This is a genomic window from Nocardioides sp. Arc9.136 (genome assembly GCF_030506255.1).
Classification (GTDB): Bacteria; Actinomycetota; Actinomycetes; order Propionibacteriales; family Nocardioidaceae; genus Nocardioides.
Genome location: NZ_CP113431.1, coordinates 2122503 through 2138270, shown reverse-complemented (window position 1 = coordinate 2138270; position 15768 = coordinate 2122503). Strand labels below are relative to the sequence as shown.

Here is a 15768-nt window from a genome sequence, read left to right as displayed (position 1 = left end):
CTCAGTCAGCGGGTGAGAGCGGTGAACAAGTCCTCGGCCGTCTCACATCGGTCCAGCAGCGCCCCGACGTGCGCGCGGCTGCCCCGCAACGGGTCGATGGTCGGCACGCGCTGCAGCGACTCGCGACCGGGCAGGTCGAAGATGACCGAGTCCCAGGACGCCGCGGCGACGTGCTCGGCGTACTTCTCCAGGCAGCGCCCGCGGAAGTAGGCGCGGGTGTCCTCCGGAGGGTCGTGCATCGCGGCGACCACCGCCGCGTCGTCGAGCAGCCGCTCGATGCGGCCGCCGGCGACGAGCTTGGCGTAGAGCCCCTTCTCGGGGCGGATGTCGGAGTACTGGAGGTCTATCAGAGCCAGCTTGGCGTCGTCCCAGTCCAGCCCGTCGCGGGAGCGGTAGGACTCCAGCAGCTTGAGCTTCGCGACCCAGTCCAGCTCGCGCGCGCAGAGCATCGGGTCGCGCTCGAGCCGGTCGAGCACCGACTCCCAGCGGGCGAGCACGTCGAGGGTCTGGGCGTCGGCGTCGGCGCCGTACCGGTCCTCGACGTACTTGCGGGCGAGGTCGAGGTACTCCAGCTGGAGCTGGACGGCGGTCAGGCGGCGGCCGTCGCGGAGCGTGACGGTCTGCTTCAGGGTCGGGTCGTGGGAGACCGCGCGCAGCGCCGAGACCGGCCCGTCCACGGTCAGGTCGACGGTGATGAACCGGTCCTCGATCATCGACAGCACCAGCGCGGTGGTGCCGACCTTGAGGTACGTCGAGACCTCCGCCAGGTTGGCGTCGCCGATGATGACGTGCAGCCGGCGGTACTTCTCGGGATCGGCGTGCGGCTCGTCGCGGGTGTTGATGATCGGCCGCTTGAGCGTCGTCTCGAGGCCGACCTCGACCTCGAAGAAGTCCGAACGCTGGCTGACCTGGAAACCGTGGGTGCGGCCGTCCTGGCCGATGCCCACGCGCCCGGCGCCCGCGACCACCTGGCGGCTCACGAAGAACGGCGTCAGGTGCCGGACGATCTCGGCGAACGGCGTCGACCGGCGCATCAGGTAGTTCTCGTGCGCGCCGTACGACGCGCCCTTGCCGTCGGTGTTGTTCTTGTACAGCGCGATCGGCGCGCCCCCCGGCAGCTGCGCGGCCCGGCGCTGGGCGTCGAGCATCACCTGCTCCCCCGCCTTGTCCCAGCGGACGATGTCGAGCGGGGTGGTGACCTCCGGTGTGGAGTACTCCGGGTGGGCGTGGTCCACGTAGAGCCGGGCGCCGTTGGTCAGGATGATGTTGGCGAGCCCGAGGTCCTCGTCGGTGAGCTGGCTGGCGTCGGCGACCTGGCGGGACATGTCAAACCCGCGGGCGTCGCGCAGCGGCGACTCCTCCTCGAAGTCCCACCGGGCGCGGCGGGCCTGAGTGGTCGCGGACGCGTAGGCGTTGACCACCTGCGAGGAGGCGACCATCGGGTTGGCCAGGGGCTGGCCGGTCACCGAGATGCCGTACTCCACCTCGGTGCCCATCACGCGCCGCACGCTCATGGCCCGAGCCTACGGGGCGGGCGGGCCTAGGCTGCCGGGATGGGCCTGTGGACCGAGCGGGTCGTCCCGCACCTGACCGACCGGGCGCTCGCCGGCGCCGACGTGACCGTGCTGCGGGAGGCGGCCTGCGAGGGCCTGTCCGGGCGGGTCCTGGAGATCGGGTTCGGCAGCGGGCTCAACCTGCCCTGCTACCCCACGTCGGTGGCGTCGGTCGACGCGGTGGAGCCGTCCGACGTCGGCTGGGAGCTGTCGGCCGGGCGCCGTGGAGCGGGTCGGGTCCCGGTGCGCCGGGCCGGCCTCGACGGGCAGCGGCTCGACGCACCCGACGCGTCGTACGACGCCGCGTTGACGACCTTCACGCTGTGCACCGTCCCCGACCCCGCGGCCGCGCTGGCGGAGGTACGTCGCGTGCTGCGACCCGGCGGCGCGCTGCACCTCCTCGAGCACGGGTTGGCGCCGGACGACCGGGTGGCCCGGTGGCAGCGACGGCTCGACCCGGTGCAGCGGACGGTGTGCGGTGGGTGCCACCTCAGCCGCGACGTGCCCGCGCTCGTCGAGGCGGCCGGGCTGGTGGTGGAGGAGCTGACCGAGGTGGGGCTGCCCGGCCCCGCTGTGAGCCGGCCCTGGACCCACTGCTTCGTCGGCCGGGCGGTGGCGCCGTGAGCGAGGACCAGCAGCTCACGGGGGCCGAGCGTGTCGCAGCGGCCGCCCGGCGGCTGGGGCTCGAGCACGAGGTGGTGCGGCACGGGCCGGCCGCGTCGCTGGCGGAGGCGGCCGTCGCCCGCGGCGTCGAGCCGCGACAGCTGGTGAAGACCATGGTGGTGCGGGTGTCGGCGGGTGACCACCGGTTCCTGCTGGTGCCCGGGGACCGGCAGATCTCCTGGCCCCGGCTGCGCGCGCTCCTCGCCGTCAACCGGCTGACGATGGCCTCCGCCGACGAGGCGTTCGAGGTGACCGGCTACCGCCGAGGGACGATCACCCCGCTGGGCAGCCGGACCGCGCTGCCTGTCATCGCCGACACCCGGGTGCGCGGACGGATCTCGGTCGGCGCCGGCGAGCCCGGCGCCGGGCTGTCGGTCGACGCCGACGACCTGGTCGCCGCGGTGGGCGCGCAGGTCGCCGACGTCACCGAACCGGCCGGCGACGGCGCCTAGCGGCGCCGGAGCAGCATCGAGGCGACGTACAGGATCGCCAGGACCACGAGCACGATGAGCAGGATCTTCAACACAGGGGTGTCCTTTCTCCGGGCGGCCTCGGGGGTGTGCCGCCGCGCCGGGACCGTTACCCGCAACGGTCCCGGCGCGAACGGTCAGAGGTACTGACCGGTGTTGGACACGGTGTCGATCGAACGACCCGGCTCGGTGCCCTGCTTCCCGCTGATGAGCGTGCGGATGAAGACGATCCGCTCGCCCTTCTTGCCCGAGATCCGCGCCCAGTCGTCGGGGTTCGTGGTGTTCGGGAGGTCCTCGTTCTCCTTGAACTCGTCCACGCACGCCTGCAGCAGGTGCGCGATCCGCAGACCACGCTGCTCGTGGTCGAGCAGGTCCTTGATCGCCATCTTCTTCGCGCGGTCGACGATGTTCTGGATCATGGCGCCGGAGTTGAAGTCCTTGAAGTAGAGGACCTCCTTGTCGCCGTTGGCGTAGGTGACCTCGAGGAAGCGGTTCTCCTCGGTCTCGGCGTACATCCTTTCGACGGTCGCCCGGATCATGCCGGCGACGGTCGCCTCCCGGTCCCCGCCGAACTCGGCCAGGTCGTCGGCGTGCAGCGGCAGGTTGGGCGTGAGGTACTTGGAGAAGATGTCGCGGGCGGACTCGGCGTCGGGCCGCTCGATCTTGATCTTCACGTCGAGCCGGCCGGGCCGCAGGATCGCCGGGTCGATCATGTCCTCGCGGTTGGAGGCACCGATGACCAGGACGTTCTCGAGCAGCTCGACGCCGTCGATCTCGCTGAGCAGCTGCGGGACGATGGTGTTCTCGACGTCGGAGGAGACGCCCGACCCACGCGTGCGGAACAGCGAGTCCATCTCGTCGAAGAACACGATCACCGGAGTGCCGGTGCTGGCCTTCTCCCGCGCCCGCTGGAAGACCAGGCGGATGTGCCGCTCGGTCTCGCCGACGTACTTGTTCAGCAGCTCGGGGCCCTTGATGTTGAGGAAGTAGGACTTCACCTCCTGGCCGGCGCCGTCGACGCCGTGCCGCGCGGCGACCTTCTTGGCCAGCGAGTTCGCGACCGCCTTGGCGATGAGCGTCTTGCCGCAGCCGGGAGGGCCGTAGAGCAGCACGCCCTTGGGCGGCTTGAGCTCGTGCTCGCGGAAGAGCTCGGGGTAGAGGTAGGGCAGCTCGACGGCGTCCTGGATCTGCTCGATCTGGCCGCCGAGGCCACCGATCGACTCGTAGGCGATGTCGGGGACCTCCTCGAGGACGAGCTCCTCGACCTCCGACTTCGGGACCTTCTCGTAGACGTAGCCGGCGCGGGAGTCCAGCAGGAGGCTGTCGCCGGCCCGGATGGTCTCCTCGCGCAGCGGCTCGGCGATCCGGACGACCCGCTCCTCGTCGGCGTTGGCGATGACGAGCGCGCGATCGCCGTCGGCGAGCAGCTCCTTGAACATCACGACCTCACCCACCTGCTCGAAGTCGAGCGCGGCGACGACGTTCAGCGCCTCGTTGAGCATGACCTCCTGGCCGCGGCGCAGGGTGTCGAGGTCAACGCTGGGGCTGACGTTGACCCGGAGCTTGCGCCCGCCGGTGAAGACGTCGATCGAGTCGTCGTCGTTGCGGGCCAGGAACGTGCCGAAGCCGGCCGGCGGCTGGGCCAGCCGGTCGACCTCCTCCTTGAGCTTCATGATCTGGTCGCGGGCCTCGCGCAGCGTGCTGGCCAGGCGCTCGTTCTGCGACGTCACCGCCGCCAGCGAGCGCTGGGCGTCGGCCAGGCGCAGCTCGAGGCCGCGGTGGTGCGACGGGGAGTCGCCGAGCCGGCGGCGGAGGTCACCGACCTCGGCCTCCAGGAAGCGGACCTGGCTCGCGAGCTCCTCCGGGCTGCGTCCACCCGGGTTGCTGCTGCCTGAGCTAGGGATGTCAGATGTCATCGGCGCACCTCCTCGTGTCTGGCGACCCTACCTGCGGTCGCCGACAACGGAAGGGCTCAACCCGCCCGGTTGGTCACGAATCGGTTGCGGTGGCGCCTCAGGCGTCCGAGGGCTCCGAGGGCTCCTCCACCGGGACGCCGGGGGGCCGGGGACCGGTGTAGTCGGGGCCGTACGCGCCGGGCGCCGGGCGCCGCTTCTTCAGCGGCGGCCGCTGGCCGGGGGCCATCCGGCGTGCGGTGACGAGGAACGCCGTGTGGCCGATCATCTTGTGGCCGGGTCGCACCGCGAGGCCCTCGACGTGCCAGTCGCGCACGAGCGACTCCCACGGCTGCGGCTCGGTGAACCCGCCGTGGAGCCGCACCGTCTCGACGAACCGCGACAGCTGCGTCGTGGTGGCGACGTACGCGCAGACGATCCCGCCGGGCACCAGCGCGTCGGCGGCGGCGTCCAGGCACTCCCACGGCGCGAGCATGTCGAGGATGATCCGGTCGCAACGCTCGCCGGAGGCGGGCAGCGCCTCGGCGAGGTCGCCGAGGGTGAGCTGCCAGGCGGGGTGGGTCCGGCCCTCGGGGTCGCCGAAGAACTGGGTGACGTTCTTCCGGGCGACGTCGGCGAACTCCTCGCGGCGCTCGTAGGACGAGACCTTGCCGAAGGGCCCGACGGCGCGCAGCAGCGAGCAGGTCAGCGCGCCCGAGCCGACGCCGGCCTCGACGACGTGGGCGCCGGGGAAGATGTCGGCCATCGCGACGATCTGCGCGGCGTCCTTCGGGTAGACCACCGCGGCGCCGCGCGGCATCGAGACGACGAACTCCGAGAGCAGGGGCCGGAAGACGAGGTACTCGCCGCCGGCGGAGGAGGTGACGGTGAAGCCCTCCTCGCGCCCGATGAGCTCGTCGTGCTCGAGGTGTCCGCGGTTGGAGAAGAAGCGCTTGCCCGCCACGAGCTCGAAGTTGTGGCGGCGACCCTTCTGGTCGGTCAGCCGCACCCACTCCCCCTCGCGGAGGGGGCCGCGGTGGACCCCCGACCAGGCGTCACGGTTCACGTCGGGAAGGGCGTCGGGCATGCGCGGAACCCTAGTGGGGGGTCTCCCGGAACGCGCGATCGACGTCGGCGGTGGAGAGCACGCCGAACACCGCCCCGTCCGGCTCGACCAGGAGGTACTCCGCGGCCGGCGTCCGGCTGATCGCCCGCACCAGCTCCTCCCCGGACAGGGACGCGGGCAGCCGCAGGCCGTCCTCGAGCGTGCGGGCCACCGTCGAGGTCGCGACCCACGGCCGACGGTCCTCGGGGGTCGCCAGCAGCGCGGCCTCGTTGACCAGCCCGACGGGACTGCCCGCCGAGGTCACGGTGACGATGCTGCCCGCCCGGGCGTCCTGCGCGCGGCGCACCGCCTCGGCGAGGGGCAGCTCGGCCGGCACCTCGAGGGCGCGCCTCGCCAGGTCCCGCGCGACCAGCCGGGGCAGCCGACGCCGCATCCGCGCCGAGGCGATGGCGGCGGTCGCCCCGGACCAGAGGAAGAGCGCGACGACGAAGGCCAGGACGAAGTCCAGCGGGCGCGGCGGCTCCCCGAACAGCGGCTCGAGCGCCCACGGCCACAGGAGCACGAGGACGGCGGTCACCCGCCCGCCCCAGCCGGCGGCGATCGTGCCGCGGTGCGCGTCGTGAGTCGCGCCCCAGACGGCGGCCTTGAGGACCCGGCCCCCGTCCAGCGGGAGGCCGGGGACCAGGTTGAGCACGCCGACCAGGAGGTTGGCGAACGCGAGGCCCTCGACCGCGAGCCCGAGGAGCCCGCCGGGCACCACGAACCACAGTCCGAGGGCGGCGATCCCGACCGCGATCGAGGTCAGCGGACCGACGACCGCGATCGCGAACTCCTGGCGGGGCTTGGTCGCCTCCGCCTCGATCTGCGTCATGCCACCCAGGAAGTGCAGGGTGATCGAGCTGATCGGGAAGCCGTACCGCTTCGCCATGACGGCGTGCGAGGCCTCGTGCAGCAGGACGGAGAGGTAGAGCACCACCGCGAAGGCGAAGCCGGCGACGTAGGCGAGCGGTCCGAGGCCGGGCTCGACCTGCTCGACGCGCGGAGCGGTCACCACGGCGATCAGCGCCGCGACGACGAACCAGGAGGACGACACCAGGACGTCGGCCCCGGCGATGGTCCCGAGCCGCAACGTCCCCGGGGCGCGGCTCGTCGTCCTGCGGGTGGTCGCCCGGCCGTCGCCGGGAGGTTCGGGGTCGGCCACGACGCCAGGGTATCGGGGGCTCCCCGGCCGGGGTGCGCTGGACCGTCGGTGCCCTCACCTAGGGTCCTCCCCATGAGCGTGCAGCAGGCCGTGTCACCCGCCGAGCGGGTCTCGACGCCCGTGGACGGCGTGGAGGTCCTCGGTGCGCTCTCGCCGAGCCGCGCCGGGGACTTCCTGACCTGCCCGCTGCTCTACCGGTTCCGGACGATCGACCGGCTCCCGGAGCCGCCGTCGGAGCAGCAGGTCCGCGGCACCGTGGTGCACAAGGTGCTCGAGGACCTCTTCGACCTGCCCGCCGTGCAGCGGACCCCCGAGCAGGCGCGCGACATGCTGGTGCCGGCCTGGGAGCAGCTGCGCGAGGACGAGCCGGCCATGGCCGAGCTGTTCGGCGAGGAAGGTCCCGAGGTGGCCGCCTGGCTCGCCTCGTGCGCGACGGTCCTGGACCGGTACTTCACCCTCGAGGACCCCCAGCGGCTGGAGCCGGCCGAGCGCGAGGTGTACGTCGAGAGCCTGCTCGACTCGCGGCTGCTGCTGCGCGGGTTCGTGGACCGGGTCGACGTCGCGCCCGACGGGTCGATCCGGATCGTCGACTACAAGACCGGCCGCGCGCCGGCCGCCGGCTTCGAGGCCAAGGCGCTGTTCCAGATGAAGTTCTACGCGCTCGTGCTCTGGCGCACCCGCGGCGCCGTCCCCGCGGTGCTGCAGCTGGTCTACCTCGGCAACGGGGAGATCCTGCGCTACCGGCCCGACGAGGCCGAGCTGCTCGCCACCGAGCGGAAGGTCGAGGCCATCTGGCGCGCGATCCGCTCCGCGGAGGAGACCGGCGACTGGCGGCCGCGGCGCAGCCGGTTGTGCGACTGGTGCCGGCACCAGTCCCTGTGCCCGGAGTTCGGGGGCACTCCCCCGCCGCTGCCACGGCCCGACGCGGTCGGAGAGGCGCCCGCCGACCCGGCCTAGGGGTCAGACGAGGTTGCGCTCGGCCCACAGGGCCGCCTGTGTGCGGTCGGCCACGCCGATGCGCGCGAAGGCGGAGGTCAGGTGGGCCTTGACGGTGCGCTCGGTGATGTCGAGGCGCCGGGCGATCTGCTTGTTGGCCAGGCCCTCGCGGACCAGGCCGAGCACCTCGGTCTCACGGGCGGTGAGCTGCACCTGCGGCGCCCCGGACCGGGCGCCGAGCAGCGTGCGGGCGGCACGCGGGTGGATCGGGGACTCCCCTCGGCTGACCGCCCGGATGCCGGCGAGGACGTCGTCGGGGTCGGCGTCCTTGAGGAGGTAGCCCACCGCCCCGGCGTCGAGCGCCCCCACGATCCGCTCGGTGTCGCTGTACGAGGTCAGGACCAGCACGTCGGAGGGCAGGCCCGCACCCTTGATGTTGCGGGTGGCCGTGACGCCGTCGACGCCCGGCATCTGCAGGTCCATCAGGACGACGTCGGGGACCAGCGCGCGGACGACGTCGAGCGCCTGCTCGCCGTTCTCGGCCTGGCCGACCACCTCGATGTCGGGGGTCCCGGCGAGCAGCTGGGCGAGGCCGGCGCGGATCACCGCGTGGTCGTCGACGAGGACGACGCGGATCGTTGAGCTGCTCACTGCTGGGCGACCTCCATCCGTACCGTCGTGCCCTCGCCGGGTGCGGAGAGCACCTCGATCTCGCCGCCGATGTCCTTGACCAGGCTGCGCAGGCCCTTGAGACCGTAGCGGTCGGGGTCCGACACCGCCGGGTCGAAGCCGACCCCGTCGTCGACGACCTCCAGCTGCAGCTTCCCGTCCGGGGACCCCACCGTCACCGCGATGGTCGTCGCGCGGGAGTGCCGGATGGCGTTGCGGACCGCCTCCTGCGCGACCCGCCAGACGAGCGCGACGGCGGCGTCGGAGGCGCCGTCGACCCCGTCGACGCTCACCGAGGCCTGGATGCCCGCGGTCGCCGCGGGGGCGATGAGGTCGTTGAGCGCCGGCTCGAGGCCGGCCGCGTGCAGGTCCGGCGGATGGATCTCGGCCAGCAGCGACCGCAGCGCCCGCAGGCTGTCGCGCAGCGAGTCGCCGGCGGTGGCGAGCGTCCGACGGGCGTGTGCGGGCACGTCGGCGTCGCGCGCCACGGCGGTCAGCGAGAACGTCGTGCCGGCGATGTCCTGGACCACGCCGTCGTGGAGGTCGCGGGCGATCCGGCGACGCTCGGCGTCCGAGGCGTCGACGGCGGAGGTGAGCAGGCGCTCGCGGTCCTCGCCGGCCCGGGTCAGGCGGCGGGTCAGCAGCCAGAGGATCGGCGTGACGATCAGCAGGAGTCCGGCGAGCGAGCCGATGGTGATCCAGCGGAACGGTTTCAGGATCTCCTGGCGACGATCCTGGATGCGGTCGAGGGAGTAGTAGACCTCGAAGAGGAGCCGCTCGCCCTTCACCTTGATCGGTGTGTAGACGCGCACGAGGTCCTCGTCGTCGTCACCCAGGTTCTCCGGGTCCGACGGGTCGGAGATCTCGTACCCGGTCCCGCCCTCGCGGAGCACGCGTTCGCGGTCGGGTCCGAGGTCGTACCTCGACTGCATCCGGTCCGGGCGGTTGGCGAACAGGAGCGTCCCGTCGCCGAGCCAGAGGTTGATCCGGACGGCGCGCGGGTTCTCCACCAGCAGGACTCGATCGGCGAAGTTGTAGAACCGGTCGATCGCGCCGGGCCGGCTCTCGAACAGGCGGTCGTCGAGGGCAGCGATCTCGGCGCGGGCCACGGAGTTGGCGAGCACCTCGGTCGTGTTGCGTGCCTCGGCGACGGCCTCGTCCTCGGCGACGTGCTGGGCGATGGCGTTGGTCCCGATGACGATGGCCACGATCGTGACGACGGACAGCACCAGGAACTGCACGACCGGGCTGCGCAGTACCCCCACGCTGCTCCTCTCGACACGCGCCGTCGTGGCGCCGCGCCAAGGATAGGGAGTCGGGAGGTTCAGACGCTCTTCTGCAGCTTGCAGATCTCGCCGGTGCGGTTGTTCTCAGCGCGGAAGAGGACGTCGTCCTCGCCGGCGAGGTCGGCCATCGACCGGACGATGCGGAAGGAGCGGTCGGCGTCCTTCGCCTTGACCTCACCCATGAAGGAGAAGTCGCCGTTGTGCTTGAACTTCCAGGACCAGGTGTCCTCGTCGTCGCTCCAGACCACGCCGACGACCTCGATCTCGCCGTCGGACATGACCGTTGCACGGATCTTGACCGCGCTGGCGCCGGAGCAGTCCTTGATGAGCAGGACCGGGTCGCTCTTGGCGTACACCGGAGCCTCGACCGCAGGACCGGGGTTCTTACCGCCCTCCGTAGCCCCGCCATCACTTGCCAACGCCGGAGCGGGAGCAAGGGCCGCTGCGCTCAACACCAGGCCGAGCACGATGGCGGGACTACGTCGGACGAACATGTGGACCTCTCCTGGTGGTACTAGGAGGACCAGGTCCTCCGAGCGAGCACGATCCTGTCGGTGGGCGGGGGTATCCCGCCATTGTCCGGTGGTACTAGGACCCGACGGCACGGCGGCTGGTGGCCCGGTTCCCCGCGCGGGCCCCTGCCCACACCTCCGCGAGGTCCAGCCCCGCGAGCGAGGGGGCGAACACCCGACGCTCCCCCGGCGGGACCTCGACGTGGTTGGGCACCACCAGCACCTGGCAGCCGGCCGCCTCCGCGGAGGACGCCCCGGTCGCGGAGTCCTCGACCGCCAGGCAGGCGGTGGGGTCGACGCCGAGCCGCTCCGCGGCCGTGAGGTACGGCTCCGGGTGCGGCTTGCCGTGCGTCACGTGGTCGCCGGTCACCACGGTCGCGAACGTCCCCTCGGGCAGCTGGTCGAGGATCGGCGCGACGAACCGGGTCCAGGACATCGTCACCAGCGCGCACGGCACGCCGGCCGCCGCCAGCGCGAGCAGCTGCTCGCGGGCGCCGGCGCACCAGGGCACGCTGCGGCGCACCCGCTCCACCACGCCGTCGAGGAGCAGGTCGACGATCTGCTCGGGCGGGAGGTCGAGCGGCATGTGGTCACGGATGAAGCGCGCCGAGACCATCAGGTCGTTGCCGACCAGCGAGAGGGCGTGCGCCTCGGACCAGGTGCCGCCGAACCGCTCCGCGAGCGCGAACTCGGTCTCGATCCAGTACGGCTCGGTGTCGACCAGCGTGCCGTCCATGTCCCACAGCACCGCCGCGGGGGTGTCCATCGCCGTGGCGGTCATCAGTCCTCCGGGTCGTAGCCGAGGTTCGGGGAGAGCCAGCGCTCCGCCTCGGCGAGGGTCCACCCCTTCCGCTCGGCGTACGCCGCCACCTGGTCGCGACCGAGCCGGCCGACGACGAAATACTGCGACTGCGGGTGGCTGTAGTAGATCCCCGACACCGAGGCGCCCGGCCACATCGCCATCGACTCGGTGAGCTGGATCCCGGTGCTGGCCTCCACGTCGAGCAGCTCCCAGATCGTCTGCTTCTCGGTGTGGTCCGGGCACGCGGGGTACCCCGGCGCGGGCCGGATGCCGGCGTACCGCTCGGCGATGAGGTCCTCGTTGGAGAGCGACTCGGTCGGCTCGTGGCCCCACAGCTCGGTGCGGACGCGCTGGTGCAGCCGCTCGGCGAACGCCTCGGCCAGGCGGTCGGCGAGCGCCTCGACCATGATCGCGTTGTAGTCGTCGAGGTCGTCCTTGAACTGCTGCACCTTCTCGGGCAGCCCGATGCCGGCGGTCACCGCGAAGGCCCCGACGTGGTCGGCGAGCCCGCTCGCGGCGGGAGCGACGTAGTCGGCGAGCGAGCGATTCGGCACGCCCTCGCGGTGCTGCCCCTGCTGGCGCAGCTGGTGCAGGACGGTCCGGCGCTCCCGGCGCTCGTCGTCGGCCCACACGACGACGTCGTCGTCCTCGGCGTTGGCGGGGAAGAAGCCGTAGACCGCGCGCGCCGTGAGCCAGCGCTCGGCGACGATCCGGTCGAGCATGGCCTGGGCGTCGTCGTACAGCTTGCGCGCGGCCTCGCCCGTCGTGGGGTTGTTGAGGATGTCGGGGAACTTCCCCTTCATCTCCCAGGCGTTGAAGAACGGCTGCCAGTCGATGTACTCGCGCAGCTCACCGATGTCGTAGTCGTCCAGCACGTGCACGCCCGGCTGCTCGGGCGCCGGCGGCACGTAGCCCTCCCAGTCGATCGGCGTCGCCCGGGCGCGGGCGTCGGCGTAGGTCAGCTGGGGACGGTCCTGCTTGGTCGCGTGCCGGGCGCGCAGCGCGTCGTAGTCCTCCTGCAGGTCCGAGAGGAGCTTGACGCGGCGCTCGGCGTGCAGGAGCGAGGCGACGGTGGGCACCGAGCGCGAGGCGTCCTTGACCCACACGACCGGCCCGTCGTATCGGGGGTCGACCTTGACGGCGGTGTGCGCGCGCGAGGTGGTGGCGCCACCGATGAGCAGCGGGATCTCCAGGCCGAGGCGCTGCATCTCGGTCGCCATCGTGACCATCTCGTCGAGCGAGGGCGTGATCAGGCCGGACAGGCCGATGACGTCCGCGCCGACCTCGGCGGCGGTGTCGAGGATCTTCTGCGCCGGCACCATCACGCCGAGGTCGATGACCTCGAAGTTGTTGCACTGCAGCACCACGCCGACGATGTTCTTGCCGATGTCGTGGACGTCGCCCTTGACCGTGGCCATGACGATCGTGCCGTTGGTGTCCTTGGCGGTCGCGAGCTCGGGGTTGTCCAGCTTCTCCTGCTCGATGAACGGGATGAGGTAGGCGACCGCCTTCTTCATCACGCGCGCGGACTTCACCACCTGCGGCAGGAACATCTTGCCGGAGCCGAAGAGGTCGCCGACGACGTCCATGCCGGACATCAGCGGGCCCTCGATCACCTCGATCGGGCGGCCGCCGCGGGCGGCGATCTCCTGGCGCAGCTCCTCGGTGTCGGACTCCACGTGGGCGTCGATGCCCTTGACCAGCGCGTGGGTGATCCGCTCCCCGACGGGCAGCGAGCGCCACTCCTCGGCCTCCGCCTCGACCTGCTCGCCCTTGCGGTTGTGCGCCTCGGCGATCTCGAGGAGCCGCTCGGCGGCGTCGGGGCGGCGGTTGAGGACGACGTCCTCGATCCGCTCGCGCAGCTCGGGCTCGACCTGGTCGTAGACCACGAGGGCGCCGGCGTTGACGATGCCCATGTCGAGGCCCGCGGCGATCGCGTGGAACAGGAAGACCGCGTGGATGGCCTCGCGGACGGGGTTGTTGCCCCGGAAGGAGAAGCTGACGTTCGAGATGCCGCCGGACACCTTCGCGCCGGGGAGGTTCTCCTTGATCCAGCGGGTCGCCTCGATGAAGTCCAGGCCGTACGACGCGTGCTCCTCGATGCCCGTCGCGACGGCGAAGACGTTCGGGTCGAAGATGATGTCCTCGGCCGGGAAGCCGACCTCGTCGACGAGGATCCGGTAGGCCCGCTCGCAGATCGCCTTGCGCCGCTCGAGGTTGTCGGCCTGGCCGTCCTCGTCGAAGGCCATGACCACCGCGGCCGCGCCGTACTTGCGGCACAGGCGGGCGTGGGTGCGGAAGGACTCCTCGCCCTCCTTCATCGAGATCGAGTTGACGATCGCCTTGCCCTGGACGTTCTTCAGGCCGGCCTCGATCACCTCGAACTTCGAGGAGTCGACCATCACCGGGACCCGGCTGATGTCGGGCTCGCTGGCGACGAGCTTGAGGAAGCGGTCCATGGCCGCGACCCCGTCGATCATCCCCTCGTCCATGTTGACGTCGATGACCTGCGCGCCGTTCTCGACCTGCTGGGCGGCCACCGACAGGGCGGTGTCGTAGTCGCCGTCCTTGATCAGGTTGCGGAACCGCGCCGAGCCGGTGATGTTGGTGCGCTCGCCGACGTTGACGAAGAGCGAGCGGTCGTCGATGGTGAACGGCTCGAGGCCGGAGAGCCGCATCGCCGAGGGGATGCTCGGCACCTCGCGGGGCGTCTCGCCGGCCACCGCGCGGGCGATCGCGCCGATGTGCGCGGGCGTGGTGCCGCAGCAGCCGCCGACCAGGTTCACGAAGCCCGCGTCGGCGAACTCACGGACGACCGCGGCGGTCTCCTCGGCGGCCTCGTCGTACTCGCCGAACGCGTTGGGCAGGCCGGCGTTGGGGTAGCAGCTGACGAAGGTGTCCGCGACCCGGCTGAGCTCGGCGATGTAGGGGCGCATCTCCTTGGCGCCGAGCGCGCAGTTGAGGCCGACGGCGATCGGGCGGGCGTGCCGCACGGAGTTCCAGAACGCCTCGGTGGTCTGCCCCGACAGCGTGCGACCGGAGGCGTCGGTGATGGTCCCGGAGATGATCACCGGCCACCGCCGGTTGAGCTGCTCGAAGAGCGTCTCGACCGCGAAGATCGCCGCCTTGGCGTTCAGGGTGTCGAAGATGGTCTCGATGATCAGCAGGTCGGCGCCGCCGTCGACCAGGCCCTGCGCCGAGGTGAGGTACGCCGCGACGAGCTGGTCGTAGGACACGTTGCGGGCGGCCGGGTCGTTGACGTCCGGGGAGATGGAGGCGGTGCGGGTCGTGGGGCCGAGCGCGCCGGCGACGTACCGGGGGCGCTCGGGGGTGGCGACCGCGTCGCACGCGCTCCGGGCCAGGCGGGCCGCCTCGAGGTTGAGCTCGTAGGCCAGCTCCTCCATGCCGTAGTCGGCCAGGGAGACGGCGTTCGCGTTGAACGTGTTGGTCTCGATGATGTCCGCGCCGGCCTCGAGGTACTCGCGGTGGATGTCCTCGATGATGTGCGGCTGGGTCAGCGTGAGCAGGTCGTTGTTGCCGACCACGTCGCTGGGCCAATCGGCGAACCGCTCGCCGCGGTAGCCGGCCTCGTCGGGGCGGTCGCGCTGGATGGCCGTGCCCATGGCACCGTCGATCACCATCACCCGGTCGCGCAACGTAGCGGTGAGCGCCTCGGTGGCGTCGGGGCGGTGGGACGGCGTTGCGGGCTGCGGCACGCCAGCTCCTTCCGAACGGGTGGCTCCAGCGTAGGAAGAGCGTCCGAGTGCTGGACAGTGTGCCCAGATCGTGACACCGGGCGTCGGACCCGGCGAAATCGCGACGCCTGACTACGCTGGTGCGGTGATCGAGATCGACGACCTGCCCGACCTGGTGGACCCCGTGGTCATCGCCGCCTTCGAGGGCTGGAACGACGCCGCGGACGCCGCCTCGTCGGTGGTCGACCACCTCATCGACGTCTGGAACGCCCGCATCGTCGGCGCGCTGGACCCCGAGGAGTTCTACGACTTCCAGGTCAACCGTCCCGTCGTCGGCACCGACGAGCTGGGGCACCGCCGGATCACCTGGCCCACCACCCGGATCGCGGTGGCCTCTCCCCCGGACCTCGACCGCGACGTCATCCTGGTGCGCGGCATCGAGCCCAACATGCGCTGGCGGCAGTTCTGCGCCGAGCTGCTCGCCGCCTGCGACGAGCTCGGCGGCGAGCTGGTCGTCACCCTCGGCGCCCTCCTCGCCGACACCCCGCACACCCGGCCGATCCCCGTGACCGGCACGGCGACCGAGCTCGAGCTGGTCGACCGGCTCAAGCTCGAGCAGTCCACCTACGAGGGCCCGACCGGCATCGTCGGCGTCTTCCAGGACGCCTGCGTGCGCCTCGACATCCCGGCGGTGTCGTACTGGGCGGCGGTCCCCCACTACGTCGCGCAGCCGCCGTGCCCCAAGGCGACGCTCGCGCTGATCGGCCAGCTCGAGGACCTGCTCGAGGTCTCCATCCCGCTGGGCGACCTCCCCGAGGACGCCCGGGCCTGGGAGCGCGGCGTCGACGAGCTCGCCGAGGAGGACGAGGACGTCGCCGACTACGTCCGGGCGCTCGAAGAGACCCGCGACACCACCGACCTGCCCGAGGCCTCCGGCGAGGCGATCGCCCGGGAGTTCGAGCGGTACCTCAAGCGCCGCGGCGACGAGTCGGGCGGCGGCGCCGGCTAGTCCCCCGGCTGGTC

Annotated in this window: 14 protein-coding genes; 4 read left to right on the top strand and 10 right to left on the bottom strand. The window is 71.9% G+C overall.

Annotated features, from left to right (window positions below; translation table 11 throughout):
• Positions 1–5 precede the first annotated feature (5 nt).
• Positions 6–1514, bottom strand: coding sequence for a depupylase/deamidase Dop (gene dop, locus OSR43_RS10430; protein ID WP_302271428.1), 1509 nt, complete (start codon positions 1512–1514; stop codon positions 6–8).
• Between the two features lie 39 nt (positions 1515–1553).
• On the opposite strand from dop, the gene OSR43_RS10425 reads away from it, so the two are divergent.
• Both OSR43_RS10425 and OSR43_RS10420 read left to right on the top strand, forming a co-directional pair.
• Positions 1554–2177 carry a class I SAM-dependent methyltransferase gene (locus OSR43_RS10425; RefSeq protein ID WP_302271426.1) on the top strand — a complete coding sequence of 208 codons (624 nt, stop codon included), beginning with the start codon at positions 1554–1556 and terminating at the stop codon, positions 2175–2177.
• On the top strand, positions 2174–2668 hold the full coding sequence (locus tag OSR43_RS10420; RefSeq protein WP_302271423.1) for an aminoacyl-tRNA deacylase: 495 nt from the start codon (positions 2174–2176) through the stop codon (positions 2666–2668). The genes OSR43_RS10425 and OSR43_RS10420 overlap by 4 nt, the downstream gene beginning before the upstream one ends.
• On the opposite strand, the gene OSR43_RS10415 is transcribed toward OSR43_RS10420, so the two are convergent.
• From OSR43_RS10415 to OSR43_RS10400, 4 genes are all read right to left on the bottom strand, one after another.
• Positions 2665–2805, bottom strand: coding sequence for a hypothetical protein (locus tag OSR43_RS10415; RefSeq protein ID WP_302271421.1), 141 nt, complete (start codon positions 2803–2805; stop codon positions 2665–2667). The two genes, OSR43_RS10420 and OSR43_RS10415, sit on opposite strands and share 4 nt — an antisense overlap.
• A gap of 18 nt (positions 2806–2823) precedes the next feature.
• Positions 2824–4602 carry a proteasome ATPase gene (gene arc, locus OSR43_RS10410; protein ID WP_302271419.1) on the bottom strand — a complete coding sequence of 593 codons (1779 nt, stop codon included), beginning with the start codon at positions 4600–4602 and terminating at the stop codon, positions 2824–2826.
• Between the two features lie 97 nt (positions 4603–4699).
• On the bottom strand, positions 4700–5665 hold the full coding sequence (locus OSR43_RS10405) for a tRNA (adenine-N1)-methyltransferase (RefSeq protein WP_302271417.1): 966 nt from the start codon (positions 5663–5665) through the stop codon (positions 4700–4702).
• A gap of 10 nt (positions 5666–5675) precedes the next feature.
• Positions 5676–6845 carry a site-2 protease family protein gene (locus OSR43_RS10400; RefSeq protein WP_302271415.1) on the bottom strand — a complete coding sequence of 390 codons (1170 nt, stop codon included), beginning with the start codon at positions 6843–6845 and terminating at the stop codon, positions 5676–5678.
• Positions 6846–6917: 72 nt separating this feature from the next.
• Between OSR43_RS10400 and OSR43_RS10395 the strand changes: the two genes are divergently transcribed.
• The gene (locus OSR43_RS10395) at positions 6918–7802 is read left to right on the top strand and encodes a PD-(D/E)XK nuclease family protein (protein ID WP_302271411.1); all 885 of its coding nucleotides are present in this window, start codon (positions 6918–6920) and stop codon (positions 7800–7802) included.
• A 3-nt stretch (positions 7803–7805) separates the two neighbouring features.
• On the opposite strand, the gene OSR43_RS10390 is transcribed toward OSR43_RS10395, so the two are convergent.
• From OSR43_RS10390 to metH, 5 genes are all read right to left on the bottom strand, one after another.
• Positions 7806–8432 (bottom strand): response regulator transcription factor, encoded by a 627-nt coding sequence (locus tag OSR43_RS10390; protein WP_302271409.1) that lies wholly within the window; start codon positions 8430–8432, stop codon positions 7806–7808.
• Entirely contained in the window at positions 8429–9715 is a 1287-nt protein-coding gene (locus tag OSR43_RS10385) for a sensor histidine kinase (RefSeq protein ID WP_302271407.1), read from the bottom strand. The genes OSR43_RS10390 and OSR43_RS10385 overlap by 4 nt, the downstream gene beginning before the upstream one ends.
• A gap of 59 nt (positions 9716–9774) precedes the next feature.
• Positions 9775–10092, bottom strand: a complete 318-nt coding sequence (locus tag OSR43_RS10380; protein WP_302271405.1) for a hypothetical protein — start codon at positions 10090–10092, stop codon at positions 9775–9777.
• A gap of 232 nt (positions 10093–10324) precedes the next feature.
• Entirely contained in the window at positions 10325–11029 is a 705-nt protein-coding gene (locus tag OSR43_RS10375; RefSeq protein ID WP_302271403.1) for an HAD family phosphatase, read from the bottom strand.
• Positions 11029–14766: a methionine synthase gene (metH, locus tag OSR43_RS10370; RefSeq protein WP_302271401.1), complete on the bottom strand. Its 3738-nt coding sequence runs from the start codon at positions 14764–14766 to the stop codon at positions 11029–11031. The genes OSR43_RS10375 and metH overlap by 1 nt, the downstream gene beginning before the upstream one ends.
• A gap of 124 nt (positions 14767–14890) precedes the next feature.
• Here metH and OSR43_RS10365 point away from each other — a divergent pair, with 124 nt between their 5' ends.
• Positions 14891–15754 (top strand): PAC2 family protein, encoded by an 864-nt coding sequence (locus tag OSR43_RS10365; protein ID WP_302271399.1) that lies wholly within the window; start codon positions 14891–14893, stop codon positions 15752–15754.
• The last annotated feature ends 14 nt before the right edge of the window (positions 15755–15768 follow it).